Raw genomic sequence first — 13,436 nt, 5'->3', positions numbered from 1 at the left:
CCAATGGCGAAACTGAGTTCGATCAACAAGAACGAGCGTCGCAAGAAGCTCGTCAAGCAGTATGCGGACAAGTTTGCGAAGCTCAAAGCTATCGCTGACGACGAAAGCCTCGATGAAGGTGAGCGACTGATCGCTCGTCTCAAGATGGCTGAACTCCCGCGTAATGCGAATCCCACCCGCGTGCGCAATCGTTGCGCCACCACCGGCCGCCCCCGCGGCTACTATCGCAAGTTCGGTCTCAACCGTATCGAACTGCGCGACCTCGGCAACAAAGGCCTGATTCCAGGCCTGACCAAGTCGAGCTGGTGAGGTAGAGACAGATGGCTATGACCGATCCCTTGGGTGATATGCTCACCCGTATCCGCAACGGCCAGCAGGCGAAGAAGGACAGCGTCCTTTCGCCTGCCAGCAAGCTGCGTGCAAACGTTCTCGAAGTGCTTCAGCGCGAAGGCTACATCCGTGGCTACAGCGATGATGCTTCGGGCAAGCATGCACAGCTGCGGATCGAACTGAAGTATTTCGAAGGCGAACCTGCGATCAAGCATGTTGCCCGTGTCTCCAAGCCTGGCCGCCGCGTCTATGCGGGTTCGAAAGAACTCCCCGTAGTACGCAACGGCCTCGGCATCACCATCGTCTCGACGCCCAAGGGTGTGCTTTCCGACGCGGAAGCGCGCACTGAAAACGTCGGCGGCGAAGTGCTGGCGGAGGTGTTCTGATGAGCCGCATCGGCAAACGTCCGGTGGCGATCCCAAGCGGGGTCACTGCCAATATCGACGGCGACAAGCTTTCGGTTAAGGGTCCCAAGGGTACCCTGACCATGGGCCTGTCCGACCTGGTCGAATACAAGCTCGAGAATGACGAAATCTCCGTCACACCGGCCAACGACACGCGCGCCGCTCGCAACCACTGGGGTATGCAGCGTACGCTCGTTTCGAACCTGGTCGAAGGTGTGACCGATGGTTTTACCAAGGTTCTCGAAATCAACGGTGTCGGTTACCGTGCGCAGGCCCAGGGCAAGAAGCTCAAGCTTCAGCTCGGCTATTCGCACGATGTCGATCTCGACGTTCCCGAAGGTATCGAGGTGAAGACCCCGGACCAGACGACCGTCGAAATCAGCGGCACCGACAAGCAGGCCGTGGGTCAGTTTGCGGCAAACGTCCGCAGGTGGCGCAAGCCCGAGCCTTACAAGGGCAAGGGCATCAAGTACCGCGGCGAGTATATCTTCCGCAAGGAAGGGAAGAAGAAGTAAGATGGCAAAGCTTTCTCTTTTCGAACGTCGCCGTCGCCGCGTCCGCACCGCTCTCAAGAGCCGCGCCGGTGGCAAGCCTCGCCTGTCGGTGCACCGCACCGGCAAGCACATTTACGCGCAGATCATCGACGATGCCGCGGGCAAGACTGTTGCCTCGGCCTCGACGCTGGGTGGCAAGGCTTCGGGCGCTAATGTCGATGCGGCCAAGCAGGTCGGCTCCGATATCGCTGCCGCTGCAAAGAAGGCTGGCGTAACGACCGTCGTGTTCGACCGCGGTGGCTTCCTGTTCCATGGCCGCGTGAAAGCGCTGGCCGACGCCGCTCGTGAAGGCGGGCTGGAGTTCTGATGATGGCTGACGAAAACAAAACCGAAGAAGCCGTGACGGCTGAAACACAGCACGCTGTAACCAAGGAAGAACCGGCGATCGCCGATACTCCGAGTGAAGCAGCTGCAAACCAGGACCCTGCACAGGGTGCCGAAGGTCAGCCGCGTGAGCGTGGTGGCCGTGGTGGTCGCGGTGGCAACCGTGACGGTGGCCGTGGCCGCGGTGGTCGCGACAATCGTCGTAACAACCGCCGCGAAGAAGAAGACGACGGCATCATCGAGAAGCTCGTCCACATCAACCGCGTCAGCAAGACGGTGAAGGGCGGTAAGCGCTTCGGTTTCGCTGCACTGGTTGTCGTGGGTGACGGCTCGGGCCGTGTCGGCTTCGGCAAGGGCAAGGCCCGCGAAGTGCCTGAGGCGATCCAGAAGGCAACCGCAGCTGCGCGCAAGAAGATGATCCGTGTGCCGTTGAAGGAAGGTCGTACCCTCCATCACGATGGTAACGGTCGCTTTGGCGCCGGCAAGGTCACCGTTCGTACGGCGCCTGCAGGTACTGGCATCATCGCCGGCGGTCCGATGCGTGCCGTTTTCGAGAGCCTCGGCGTTGCCGACGTGGTGACCAAGTCGGTCGGCACCTCGAACCCCTACAACATGATCCGCGCTACCTTCGACGCGCTGCAGGACCAGACTTCGCCGAAGTCGGTTGCGCAGCGTCGTGGCAAGAAGGTTGCCGACCTGCTCGGCCGCGGTGGCGCTTCCGAAGCTGAGGCTGAAGCCGACGCTGCGGCAGTCGTGGAGTAATTCCAATGGCCAAAGCTAAAACCATCAAGATCAAGCAGATCGGTTCGCCGATCCGCCGCCCTGAAAGTCAGCGCAAGATCCTCATCGGTCTGGGCCTGAACAAGATGCACAAGGTCGTCGAACGCCAGGACACTCCCGAAGTGCGTGGTGCCGTCGCTAAGGTTCCGCATCTGGTGGCGATCGTCGAAGACTAAGGCCACGGCCAAAGTCGGATACGATTACAATTTGACGGGAGCGGCCTGCTGCGATAGCGGGCCGCTTCCATTTTACAGCGCGAACAAAAGCGAAAGCGAGTGCAGACTATGAAACTTACAGATCTCCGCGATAATCCTGGCGCCCGCAAGGAGCGCATGCGTGTTGGCCGTGGTATCGGCTCGGGCAAGGGTAAGACCGGCGGCCGTGGCCAGAAGGGCCAGAAGAGCCGTTCGGGCGTTGCCATCAAGGGCTTCGAAGGCGGCCAGATGCCGCTTCACATGCGTCTTCCGAAGCGCGGCTTCAACAATCCGTTTGGCAAGGATTATGCCGAAGTGAACCTGGGCATGGTCCAGAAGTTCATCGACGAGAAGAAGCTCGACGCCAAGAATGACATCGACCACGCTGCACTGAAGGCTGCTGGCCTTGCACGTGGCGGCAAGGACGGCGTCCGTCTCCTCGGCAAGGGCGAACTCAAGGCAAAGGCCAAGTTCATCGTCGCTGGTGCCTCGAAGGGTGCCATCGAAGCGGTCGAGAAAGCTGGCGGTTCGGTCGAAGTGATCGACAAGGGCGAAAGCGAAGCCGAAAAGAAGGCGAAGCGGACCGAAGCCAACAAGGCCAAGAAGTCTAAATAACCGAAAATGTAGGGAGCGGGGTTCGACAAAGGTCGCTCCGCTCCCTATCTGTCCGGTCAACGCCGGGACGGGCCGGCGGCAAGCTAGGATCGAAGACGACCAATGGCATCACGCGCCGATAATTTCGCGAGCAATATCAGTCTCGCCAATTTCTCCAAAGCCACCGAGCTGAAGAACCGTATCTGGTTCACCATCGGTGCGCTTATTGTTTTCCGATTCCTGAGCTTCGTGCCGCTGCCGGGCATCAATGCCCGCGCACTCAGCCAGCTGGCCGACCAGACGCAGGGCGGCATCATCGACATGTTCAACATGTTCACCGGTGGCAGCCTCGAACGCATGAGCCTCATCGCTCTGGGCGTTATGCCTTATATCACCGCTTCGATTGTTGTGCAGATGGCTTCCGCACTGCATCCCACGCTTGCCGCGCTGAAGAAGGAAGGCGCTGCCGGGCGGCAGAAACTCAACCAGTATACGCGCTACGGTACGGTGCTTCTGTGCACGGTCCAGGGCTGGTTCCTGGCAGCGGGCCTCGAAAGCTTCGGTGCCTCCAGCGGTATCGCGGCAGTCGTCGATCCCGGTTACATGTTCCGTATTGGCGCCGTGATCAGCCTTGTCGGCGGAACGATGTTCCTGCTGTGGCTCGGTGAACAGATCACCAGCCGCGGTATCGGCAACGGCGTGTCGCTCATCATCATGGCCGGCATCGTCGCCCAGTTCCCGACGTTCATCACCAACATGACTTCTGGCTATAGCGAGGGATCCATTTCGACGGGTATCCTCCTCGGCTTCATCGTCATGGTCGTGGGCCTGATCCTTCTGATCAGCTTTTTCGAACGCGCTCAGCGCCGCCTGCTCGTCCAGTACCCGAAGCGTGCCACGCAGCGAGGTATGATGCAGGCCGATCGGTCGCACCTGCCGCTCAAGCTCAACACCGCCGGCGTTATTCCTCCCATCTTCGCCAGCTCGCTGCTTCTGCTGCCGCTGACGATCACGCAATTTGCCGGGAATTCGCTGGATACCGACAGCGGCGTGGGCGGGACCATTCAGACAGTGCTTCAATATCTCCAGCACGGTCAGCCGCTCTACATGACGCTCTATGCGATCGGCATCATCTTCTTCTGCTTCTTCTACACCGCGGTCGTCTTCAACCCGGAAGAAACTGCCGACAATCTGAAGAAGAACGGCGGCTTCATTCCAGGCATCCGTCCGGGTAAGCGCACGGAAGATTATCTCGACTATGTGCTGACGAGAATTACGGTCATCGGCGCCATCTACCTGACATTCGTCTGCGTGGTGCCGGAGTACATGATCGCTCAGACCGGCGTTCCGCTGTTCCTTGGCGGTACCAGCCTGCTCATCGTGGTGAACGTGACCGTTGATACGATCAGCCAAATTCAGTCGCATCTGCTGGCGCACCAGTACGGCGACCTCATCAAAAAGGCCAAGTTGAAGGGCCGCCTGCGTTAAGGCAGGGTGCTCGGGGAAGGGGACCTCTCTCGATGGACATCATACTTTTGGGCCCTCCGGGTGCGGGCAAGGGCACGCAGGCGCATCGCCTGGTCGAGCATCACGGCATGATGCAGCTGTCGACCGGCGACATGCTCCGCGAAACGCGCAAGGCGGATACCGAACTGGGTCGCAAGGTTTCCGATATCATGGATTCAGGGTCGCTCGTTTCAGACGACATCGTCTCCGCCATGATCGACGCCAAGCTTGCCGATATGGGTCCGGAAGTGGGCGCTATTTTTGATGGCTATCCGCGGACCGCAGCGCAGGCCGAACAGCTTGACGAAATTCTGGCCAAGCATGGCCGGAATCTCGATCACGTGATCGAACTGGAAGTCGACGAGGATGCTCTGGTCGAACGCATCACCGGACGCTACTCCTGCGCCAATTGCGGGGCGGGCTACCACGAAGTGTTCAAGCGGCCCGAAGTCGACGGTGTGTGCGATGAATGCGGCTCGACCGAATTCAAGCGCCGCCCCGATGATACGGAAGAAACCGTGCGCCATCGCATGCAGGTATACCGCAGCGAAACCGCCCCGATCCTGCCTGGCTACGAAAAGCGCGGCATCGTATCGCGCGTGGATGGTATGGGTGCAATTGACGAAGTTACGCACGCAATCGATTCCATCCTCGCCTAAGCTGGCTTGCGCTTAAATTTACGCGCTGCGCTACTCACCAAGTCTGGTTCGAAGTTCTTTTCGAGATCGGTGAACGATTGAAAGCTGTGGGCGTACTTGTCGGAAGACAAGGAGGCCGCATTGCCCAAAACCGTACCCGATCTGCGTGAATTCATCGAAGGCGTTCGCGAACGCAATCCTGGTCAGGAAGAATTCGTCCAGGCCGTCGAGGATGTTGCCCGCGATATCATTCCCTTCGTCGCGGACAATTCGAGATATCACGAGGCCGAGATACTTCGCCGGATCGCCGAGCCTGACCGGATTGTCTCGTTTCGTGTGTGCTGGGAAGATGACAAGCGCAATGTGCGTGTCGAACGCGGTTGGCGTGTGCAGAACAACAATGCAGTGGGCCCCTACAAGGGCGGCTTGCGATTTTCCGGCAGCGTGACCGAAAGCGTCTTAAAATTCCTCGCGTTCGAACAGACCTTCAAGAATTCGTTGACCGGCTTGCCCATGGGCGGCGCCAAGGGAGGATCGAACTTCAATCCGAAAGGTAAATCGGATCGGGAAGTGATGCGGTTCTGCCAGTCCTTCATGTCCGAACTCTACCGTCACATCGGTCCCGACACCGACGTGCCGGCGGGCGATATAGGCGTCGGCGCCCGCGAAATCGGATATATGTTCGGCCAATACAAGAAACTTACCGGGCGTTGGGAAGGAGTCTTGACCGGAAAGGCGAGTGAATATGGTGGGTCGAACCTGCGAACGGAGGCCACAGGCTATGGCGTGGTCTATTTCCTGCGGGAGATGCTGGAGGCGGCGGATGAAGAGCTTGATGGGAAGAGTGCCGTCATCTCGGGCTCTGGGAATGTCGCACTGCATGCGGCGGAAAAGCTTATCGCTGAGGGTGCGAAAGTCCTGACGCTATCGGACAGTGACGGCTTCATCCATGATCCTGACGGCCTTGATGAAGAGAAGCTTGAATGGGTCAAGGGGCTCAAACTTGAGCGGCGCGGTCGGATCTCCGAATATTGCGAGCAGTTCAGCGGTGCGGACTATCACGAAGGAAAGGCCCCGTGGGGCGTCGGCTGCGACATCGCACTTCCTTGCGCCACCCAGAACGAGCTGGACAAACAGGCTGCGAAAAACCTCATTGGCAATCAGGTGAAAGCGGTAGTTGAAGGCGCGAATATGCCCAGTACCACCGAAGCATCGGACGCCTTCCGCGAGGCTGGTATCCTGTTCGGTCCGGCAAAGGCGGCCAATGCCGGAGGCGTGGCCGTTTCCGGCTTGGAAATGAGCCAGAACTCCGGACGTGTCAGTTGGGAGAGGGACAAGCTCGATGGAATGTTGACCGAACTCATGCAGGACATCCATCGCAAGTGCGTCGAGGATGGGAGAAACGACGAGGGCGCGATTGACTACGTCCGGGGTGCAAACATCGCGGGCTTTCGAAAGGTTGCAGATGCCATGCTTGCCTTCGGCGTGGTCTGATTGGCCGGCTCTATATGAAAATGGTAAAGGCCGGATGTCAGGGCACTTCTTGAAACCGCGAACAGTCCGCCCATATTCGCCCCGTCGTGCCAGCGCGTGCAGACGGTTGACGGCATCGCCGAATCCTATTATGCGCGCCGTTCATTTGATAGTTTCGGTCAATCCGGAAGGCGGCAGCCTTATTAGCGCGCCATCCGGATTTTCTGCGCTTATGGCGTCCGATGCTAAGAATGAAGAAGGCGTTGAGATGGGGTCGCGCTTCCAAACGACCCTGTGGAGCATGGAGAATTAAGTGGCTCGTATTGCCGGGGTAAATATCCCCACCAACAAGCGCGTTATCATCGCGCTCACCTATATTCACGGGATCGGTCGCACCACGGCCGTTCAGATCGCCGACAAGCTTGGCATCGATCACGCTCGCCGCGTGCAGGATCTGACCGACGAAGAAGTTCTTCGTATTCGTGAAACCATCGACGAAGAGCACATGGTTGAAGGTGACCTTCGCCGTGACACCGCGATGAACATCAAGCGCCTCATGGACTTGCGTTCTTATCGTGGCCTGCGTCACCGTGCCGGCTTGCCCGTTCGTGGTCAGCGCACTCACACCAATGCCCGTACCCGCAAGGGTAAGGCCAAGCCGATCGCTGGCAAGAAGAAGTAAGCTTCGGGGCTTTGTCCCTCAGGCTTTTCCCTTCTTGATAGAATAGAGGAATACAGAACCATGGCACGCGAACCCGGCCGCGTTAGGCGCCGCGACAAAAAGAACATCTCGAGCGGCGTTGCGCATATCAACGCCAGCTTCAACAACACCATGATCACCATCACGGATGCGCAAGGCAATGCCATCAGCTGGTCCAGTGCCGGCATGATGGGCTTCAAGGGAAGCCGCAAGTCGACTCCCTATGCGGCTCAGGTTGCTGCCGACGATGCAGGCCGCAAGGCTGCGGAGCACGGCGTGCGTACCCTTGAAGTAGAAGTTAAGGGTCCGGGTTCGGGCCGTGAAAGTGCGCTGCGCGGTCTCGCTGCTGTGGGCTTCACGATCACCTCGATCCGCGACGTGACGCCGATCCCGCACAACGGGGTTCGTCCTTCCAAGCGTCGTCGCGTCTGATCCGTACCTGCCTGGTGGCTCGGATCCGCTGAGCCACCGACACATTTTCACGGACCGGACGCTCGCTTGAGCTCCGGTCCTGCCCGCATCCACACCAGGGGAAATCCATGTCCGTCAACAACAAGAACTGGCAGGAACTCAAGAAACCCAACACCCTCGACATCAAGGATAGTGGCGACAAGGGCCGCAAGGCTACTTTCGTGGCTGAGCCTCTCGAGCGCGGCTTTGGCCTGACGCTCGGTAACGCTCTGCGCCGCGTGCTTCTGTCCTCGCTTCAGGGCGCAGCGATTACCTCGATCAAGATCGAGAACGTGCTTCACGAATTCTCCTCGCTCGCTGGCGTGCGCGAGGACGTTACCGACATCGTCCTGAACGTGAAGCAGATCGCGCTCAAGATGGAAGGTGAGGGCATGAAGCGCCTTCAGCTCTCCGCGACCGGTCCGGGCGAAGTAAAGGCCGGCGACATCGCCGTGTCGGGCGACATCGAAGTGATGAACAAGGATCTCGTGATCTGTCATCTCGACGAAGGCGCGACGCTGAACATGGAACTGACTGCCGACACCGGTAAGGGGTATCGCCCCGCCGTGATGAACCGCCCGGTGGATGCACCGATCGGCCTCATCCCGGTAGACAGCCTGTATTCGCCTGTTCGCCAGGTCAGCTACAAGGTCGAGAATGCTCGTGTTGGCCAGGAACTGGACTACGACAAGCTCAGCCTCACCATCGATACCGATGGCACTGTGACGCCGGAAGACGCCGTTGCTTATGCTGCTCGTATTCTTCAGGACCAGCTGACGCTGTTCGTGCATTTCGAAGACGGTATTCCGCAGCCTACCTCGGCGATGGTCGGTCAGTCTGCAGAGCCGCAGGAAAGCGACAGTAACCAGCTTAACCGCTACCTTCTCAAGAAGGTGGACGAACTGGAACTGTCGGTGCGTTCGGCGAACTGCCTCAAGAACGACAACATCATCTACATCGGCGACCTGGTCCAGAAGACCGAGGCCGAGATGCTCCGTACGCCGAACTTCGGCCGCAAGTCACTCAACGAGATCAAGGAAGTCCTGAGCTCGATGGGTCTGCGCCTCGGCATGGACATCCCGGGCTGGCCGCCTGAAAACATCGAAGAAATGGCCAAGAAGCTCGAACAGGAACTTCTCGGCTAATCAGGGCAGGGGCGGCGGGCCCGAACCGCCGCCAGCACTGGGCTACCTTGAACGGGCCCTTTTCGAACGAAGAAGGAAATACAATGCGTCATAAGATTTCAGGTCGTAAGCTTCAGCGTAAGACCGGCCACCGCAAGGCACTGTTCCGCAACATGAGCGCTGCGCTCATCAAGCACGAACAGATCCTCACCACGCAGGCCAAAGCCAAGGAACTGCGTCCGTACATCGAAAAGCTCATCACGCTGGCAAAGCGTGGCGGTCTTTCAAACCGTCGCCTTGCCATGAGCAAGCTGCAGGATGAAACGCAGCTTAAGAAGCTGTTCGAAGTTCTCGCCGAGCGTTATTCTGACCGGGATGGCGGTTATACGCGCGTTATCAAGGCGGGCTACCGTGGCAGCGACGCAGCGGCGATGGCAGTCATCGAACTCGTTGATCGCGATGTCGATGCGAAGGGTCAGGACAGCGGCCCGGTGATGGCCGAAGAAGAGGAAATGGTAGACGCATAAGCGTTCGTTTTCCACGAGATCAGCAAGGGGCCGGAAGTGTTCTTCCGGCCCTTTTCTTTTTGTCTTCGGGGTTCTGGTCGATCTGCTGAGGTGCCTAGGAAACTGGCGCACGCCTTCATCATGTCTGGGATGGTCGAGCAGGAACCTGCGGTTAATATAAATACCGCTTGAGATGAACGTTTCCTGCATCTGCAATTCAGCGTCGTCTCAACGTCGCGCTTCTAGAAAGATGGTCAACCGAGGCAATCCCGTCGCGGTATAAGAATGAGGAGGGCCTCACATGACTTTCAACTTAAGGATGCTCGCAAAAGGTGGGATTGCGACAGCGTCACTCGGCGCCATGGCGCTTGCGGGCGCAACGCCTGTTCAGGCGCGAGATCGCGATGACGGAATTTCGATCGGCGAGGTAATTGCAGGTGCAGTTATCATCGGTGGAATTGCCGCTATTGCCGGATCTTCAAACAGAGACCGCGACTATTATCGCGGTGACCGGTATTACCGCGACGGCGCTTATTATCGGGATGGAAGCGATTATCGCCGTCATGCCTATCGCCAGCGCGGCAATCCGCGCGCAGCGGTCGAGCGGTGCGTTAATGCCGCCAGTCGCGATGCGCGCCGGTACGGTGGGTATCGCTGGGCTCAGGTAACGCAAATCCGGGATGTCGACGACACGCGTTATGGCTGGAGAGTGAAGGGCCGTATCGAGGTTGAAAACCGCGGGGGCCGCTACGATCGTTACGACAGATATGATCGCAGGGATCGCCGTTACAGCAGCCGCAGCAGAGACGCGGGCAAGTTCACGTGCTATATCGATAGAGGGCGAGTGAGCAAGGTCGATTACAGCGGAATACGCGGACTTCGCTAATACCGAATGGAATTGATGCTTACGGCCCGGACGTGTTCGTCCGGGCCGCTTTTCTTCGCGGTTCAATCAAATTACTACCCAACGGCCTTGCGTTTGTGGTCATGACGATGGGTCTGGAGCGGTCGATGGCGACCTTGAGAACGGAACTGTTTACCGGGTTTTCGGGTCCTGATCCGTCTTGGGCCCGCGTTCGTCATAGGAAGGCAGAGCCAGGTTCATCATGATGGCGGCCAGGCGAAGCGTGAAGCCTGCCAGCGCTGCGGCAGTCCAGATTACCCAACTTCCGAAGGGTAATGGCTCCCCGATCACGGTGAGGCTGGCGGACAGCGCGGCCGCCGTTACGTAAAGTTCGGGGCGCATCAGGATAGACGGGCGACCAGCCAGAACATCACGGATCATTCCGCCTGCCGTTCCCGTGATGATGCCCATCAGCACGGCAGGAACCGGCGGCACCCCGTATTCGAGAGCCTTGGCCGATCCGAGAACGGCATAGGCGGCCAGGCCAGCGCCATCGGCTATCGACAGAAAACGTCCTTCCCACCACCGTGTCGGCGTGAACCAGGCGAACAGAGCGACGCCGAGACAGATGGCCGCAACCCACGGGTCTTCGATCCAGAATACTCTGGCGCCGATCAGGAGGTCGCGGATCGTGCCGCCGCCGACGCCCGTCACCAGTGCAAAGAAGGACAGCGTGACTAACGTTTGGCGCTCCTTCGCGGCCACCAGAGCGCCTGTGAGCGCGAAGATCATCACGCCGGCCAGATCGAGCCAGTCCAGAACGGGAGTAAGAACTTCCTCGTTCATGCGGCCACTCTGACCCGGCTTTTACGACGCCGGAACAGTAACACGCAGCCGAGTAGGCTGCCTATTACCGACAGAGACGCGAAAAGGATAAGCGTTGGATGGCTCGTGTCCTCACGCGTCTCGAGGTCCATGATGTGAAGGCCCCACATGAAATCGAAAGTCCGCCACCACCGTGTGCGCACGGCTTCGATTGCGCCTGTTTCGGTGCCTACATAAACATGAGTTCCATCCTGAAGCCCGATTTGCCAGACTGGAACCGGGCGGCGAAAGTCCGAGGATGGTTCATCAGCCGCAAAGCGCTTGGAACTGACGATCTTATCGCCGCCCACGATATTCTCATCCACGATCATCCGCGCCTCCACTTCGGAGAGCGGCGACATTCTCTTGCCATCCGGACGGAAGCGTTCGCTGGTGCCGTCCATGTAAGTGATGCGCGTGACAGTCTCGCCGCGCTCGACCTGAGTGGTGACCGAGCGAACCGGATCGGTGCTATCAGAGGGAAGCGAAACGGAAATATTTGTATCGCTGGGAAGTGCTACCTCGGCGACGTCCTTGCGCAGGTGATTGCCTCGGACTTCCTCGATCGGTTTGATGACCATGATGAGTCCGGTCAGGGTCCACATCAATATCGGCAAGCCGACCAGCCAGCCTAGCCAGATATGCCAAGCGGCGAAGCGCCTCATCGCGCGTTGCTGTCCCATGGATATTCCTCCGTCGTCCGCGGCGGGCCTTTGAGCATTTGCGCTCAGGAGTGCAAGTGCTTGCCTATTTCCGCGGCGACGCCAATGGTGTCGAGATCGGACCAGCGAGGCCCCATGATCTGTGCCCCGCAAGGCAATCCGTCGTTCTCGCCGATCGGTAGGACGGTGGCAGGCAGGTTGGGAAAGGTGGCCAGGCCTGCCCAGGCAAGGGCGTCCGCACCACGTCGCGATTGGCGGTCGATTTCCAAATCGCCCTCGAAGACTGATCCTTTGCGGCTCGGTATGGCGAGGACCGGGGCGGGCGGGGCGATGACAAAGTCGTAGACTGCAAAGAGATCGTCCCACGCACTTACATTGCGCGCCTGAAGATCGAGCAGGTCGAACCAATCGGTTGCGCTCGCGCGCTTGCCGTCCTTGCCCGGCGCACCGCGCGCCATGGCAATGCTCAGCATCCGCACGTAGTCGGAATTCTGTTTTGCGAGATCGGGAACCAGATCGCTGGAGCGATCAATCCGCGCGCCCGCCTTCTCCAGTTCCGCGATCATATCCTCCATCGGGCGAAGCACAGTTTCGTCCACGGGGCAGGAGGGATGATCGGTAATGACAAGCAAGCGGCAATCGGTGAGCGTCTTCGTGCGCCGCCTCAGCGGAATTTGCGCGGTCAATTCGACCAGTGCCGAGAGATCCTGTGCGTTACGCGCCAGCGGCCCGGCGATACTGAGCACACCATCATGGGCCGGTCGGCCAGCCATGAGTGGATGCTCGTGGCCTTCCTTGCTTATCAGGCCCCAGCTCGTTTTATGCCCCCAGATCCCGCAGAAATGCGCCGGCACGCGAACGGAACCGCCGATGTCGGTGCCGAATTCGCACGGAACCATCCCACTCGCCACGGCTGCCGCCGATCCCCCGGAAGAGCCGCCGGGCGAGCGCTCGTGGTCGTGCGGATTATGCGTACGGCCATAAACCGGATTGGCCGACTGCCAGTCTGCAAGATCGGGAGGGACATTGGTCTTGCCGAGAAAGATTGCGCCAGCATCCTTGAGCTTGCGAACGACTGCCGAGTCTCGTTTGGCGATATTGTCGGCATGGGCTGCATGGCCCCAACAGGTAGGCAAACCTTCGATATCGAAGCTTTCCTTGATCGTCATCGGGACGCCGAACAGGGGAAGCTTGCCCGAAGGTCTGTTGCTGGTGGCCGCCTTTGCGGCGGAGAGCGCCCGATCGAAATCACAGACCACCACTGCGTTGATATGCGCGTCCATCCGCTCGATCCGATTGATGGCCGAATCCACCGCCTCCAAGGGCGATAATTTCCCGCGCGCAATCATGGCGGCGGTTTCCAGCGCGCCGGGCAACTGGGTCAAAGTCGGATAGGCCAAGCCACTCTCCTCTCGCGCTTTGCGTCGCGTCACCGGACCATACCGCTCAACGCTGTGCAAGACATAATGGAAGTTCTCGTTTAGGGCCT

The 13,436-nt window shown here is 59.2% G+C and carries 18 protein-coding genes; 15 read left to right on the top strand and 3 right to left on the bottom strand.

The genetic code is table 11. The features are described 5' to 3' along the window. The first annotated feature begins 3 nt into the window (after positions 1-3). The 15 genes from rpsN to K3175_RS02265 all read left to right on the top strand — a co-directional run bounded on the left by rpsN (position 4) and on the right by K3175_RS02265 (position 10,463). Positions 4-309 (top strand): 30S ribosomal protein S14, encoded by a 306-nt coding sequence (rpsN, locus tag K3175_RS02335; RefSeq protein WP_040963574.1) that lies wholly within the window; start codon positions 4-6, stop codon positions 307-309. An 11-nt stretch (positions 310-320) separates the two neighbouring features. Further along, a complete protein-coding gene (rpsH, locus tag K3175_RS02330; RefSeq protein ID WP_221541760.1) occupies positions 321-716 on the top strand; it encodes a 30S ribosomal protein S8 in 396 nt (131 codons plus the stop codon). Then, the gene (gene rplF, locus K3175_RS02325; RefSeq protein ID WP_221541759.1) at positions 716-1,249 is read left to right on the top strand and encodes a 50S ribosomal protein L6; all 534 of its coding nucleotides are present in this window, start codon (positions 716-718) and stop codon (positions 1,247-1,249) included. The genes rpsH and rplF overlap by 1 nt, the downstream gene beginning before the upstream one ends. Before the next feature lies 1 nt (position 1,250). Further along, the gene (rplR, locus tag K3175_RS02320) at positions 1,251-1,595 is read left to right on the top strand and encodes a 50S ribosomal protein L18 (RefSeq protein ID WP_221541758.1); all 345 of its coding nucleotides are present in this window, start codon (positions 1,251-1,253) and stop codon (positions 1,593-1,595) included. Further along, a complete protein-coding gene (rpsE, locus tag K3175_RS02315; protein ID WP_404678912.1) occupies positions 1,595-2,374 on the top strand; it encodes a 30S ribosomal protein S5 in 780 nt (259 codons plus the stop codon). Before rplR ends, rpsE begins: the two co-directional genes overlap by 1 nt. Before the next feature lie 5 nt (positions 2,375-2,379). Beyond that, on the top strand, positions 2,380-2,568 hold the full coding sequence (gene rpmD, locus K3175_RS02310) for a 50S ribosomal protein L30 (RefSeq protein ID WP_221541757.1): 189 nt from the start codon (positions 2,380-2,382) through the stop codon (positions 2,566-2,568). A 108-nt stretch (positions 2,569-2,676) separates the two neighbouring features. Continuing rightward, positions 2,677-3,201 carry a 50S ribosomal protein L15 gene (gene rplO, locus K3175_RS02305; RefSeq protein WP_221541756.1) on the top strand — a complete coding sequence of 175 codons (525 nt, stop codon included), beginning with the start codon at positions 2,677-2,679 and terminating at the stop codon, positions 3,199-3,201. Positions 3,202-3,303: 102 nt separating this feature from the next. After that, on the top strand, positions 3,304-4,668 hold the full coding sequence (gene secY, locus K3175_RS02300; protein WP_221541755.1) for a preprotein translocase subunit SecY: 1,365 nt from the start codon (positions 3,304-3,306) through the stop codon (positions 4,666-4,668). A 32-nt stretch (positions 4,669-4,700) separates the two neighbouring features. Next, a complete protein-coding gene (locus tag K3175_RS02295) occupies positions 4,701-5,345 on the top strand; it encodes an adenylate kinase (RefSeq protein WP_221541754.1) in 645 nt (214 codons plus the stop codon). A 120-nt stretch (positions 5,346-5,465) separates the two neighbouring features. After that, positions 5,466-6,818, top strand: coding sequence for an NADP-specific glutamate dehydrogenase (gene gdhA, locus K3175_RS02290; protein WP_247710620.1), 1,353 nt, complete (start codon positions 5,466-5,468; stop codon positions 6,816-6,818). A 292-nt stretch (positions 6,819-7,110) separates the two neighbouring features. Beyond that, positions 7,111-7,479: a 30S ribosomal protein S13 gene (rpsM, locus tag K3175_RS02285; RefSeq protein WP_221541753.1), complete on the top strand. Its 369-nt coding sequence runs from the start codon at positions 7,111-7,113 to the stop codon at positions 7,477-7,479. A gap of 60 nt (positions 7,480-7,539) precedes the next feature. Continuing rightward, positions 7,540-7,929, top strand: coding sequence for a 30S ribosomal protein S11 (gene rpsK / locus K3175_RS02280; protein ID WP_006831904.1), 390 nt, complete (start codon positions 7,540-7,542; stop codon positions 7,927-7,929). Between the two features lie 107 nt (positions 7,930-8,036). Continuing rightward, positions 8,037-9,092, top strand: a complete 1,056-nt coding sequence (locus K3175_RS02275; RefSeq protein WP_221541752.1) for a DNA-directed RNA polymerase subunit alpha — start codon at positions 8,037-8,039, stop codon at positions 9,090-9,092. 83 nt (positions 9,093-9,175) lie between these two features. Next, positions 9,176-9,598 (top strand): 50S ribosomal protein L17, encoded by a 423-nt coding sequence (gene rplQ, locus K3175_RS02270; protein ID WP_221541751.1) that lies wholly within the window; start codon positions 9,176-9,178, stop codon positions 9,596-9,598. A 280-nt stretch (positions 9,599-9,878) separates the two neighbouring features. Beyond that, positions 9,879-10,463, top strand: coding sequence for a hypothetical protein (locus K3175_RS02265; RefSeq protein WP_221541750.1), 585 nt, complete (start codon positions 9,879-9,881; stop codon positions 10,461-10,463). Positions 10,464-10,613: 150 nt separating this feature from the next. Here the strand turns inward: K3175_RS02265 and K3175_RS02260 are convergent, their stop codons facing one another. Genes K3175_RS02260 through K3175_RS02250 form a run of 3 tightly spaced genes read right to left on the bottom strand, consistent with a single transcriptional unit; the run spans position 10,614 to position 13,347 of the window. Beyond that, positions 10,614-11,267 carry a trimeric intracellular cation channel family protein gene (locus tag K3175_RS02260; RefSeq protein ID WP_221541749.1) on the bottom strand — a complete coding sequence of 218 codons (654 nt, stop codon included), beginning with the start codon at positions 11,265-11,267 and terminating at the stop codon, positions 10,614-10,616. Further along, positions 11,264-11,968: a PepSY domain-containing protein gene (locus tag K3175_RS02255; protein ID WP_221541748.1), complete on the bottom strand. Its 705-nt coding sequence runs from the start codon at positions 11,966-11,968 to the stop codon at positions 11,264-11,266. Before K3175_RS02255 ends, K3175_RS02260 begins: the two co-directional genes overlap by 4 nt. 44 nt (positions 11,969-12,012) lie before the next feature. Next, positions 12,013-13,347 (bottom strand): amidase family protein, encoded by a 1,335-nt coding sequence (locus K3175_RS02250; protein ID WP_221541747.1) that lies wholly within the window; start codon positions 13,345-13,347, stop codon positions 12,013-12,015. Positions 13,348-13,436 lie beyond the last annotated feature (89 nt).

Origin of the sequence: Qipengyuania aestuarii (assembly GCF_019711535.1) — a bacterium.
In the GTDB taxonomy this organism is placed as follows: domain Bacteria; phylum Pseudomonadota; class Alphaproteobacteria; order Sphingomonadales; family Sphingomonadaceae; genus Qipengyuania; species Qipengyuania aestuarii.
Note: the sequence above shows the minus strand (reverse complement) of the source record. Positions and strands in the feature narration are given on the sequence as shown.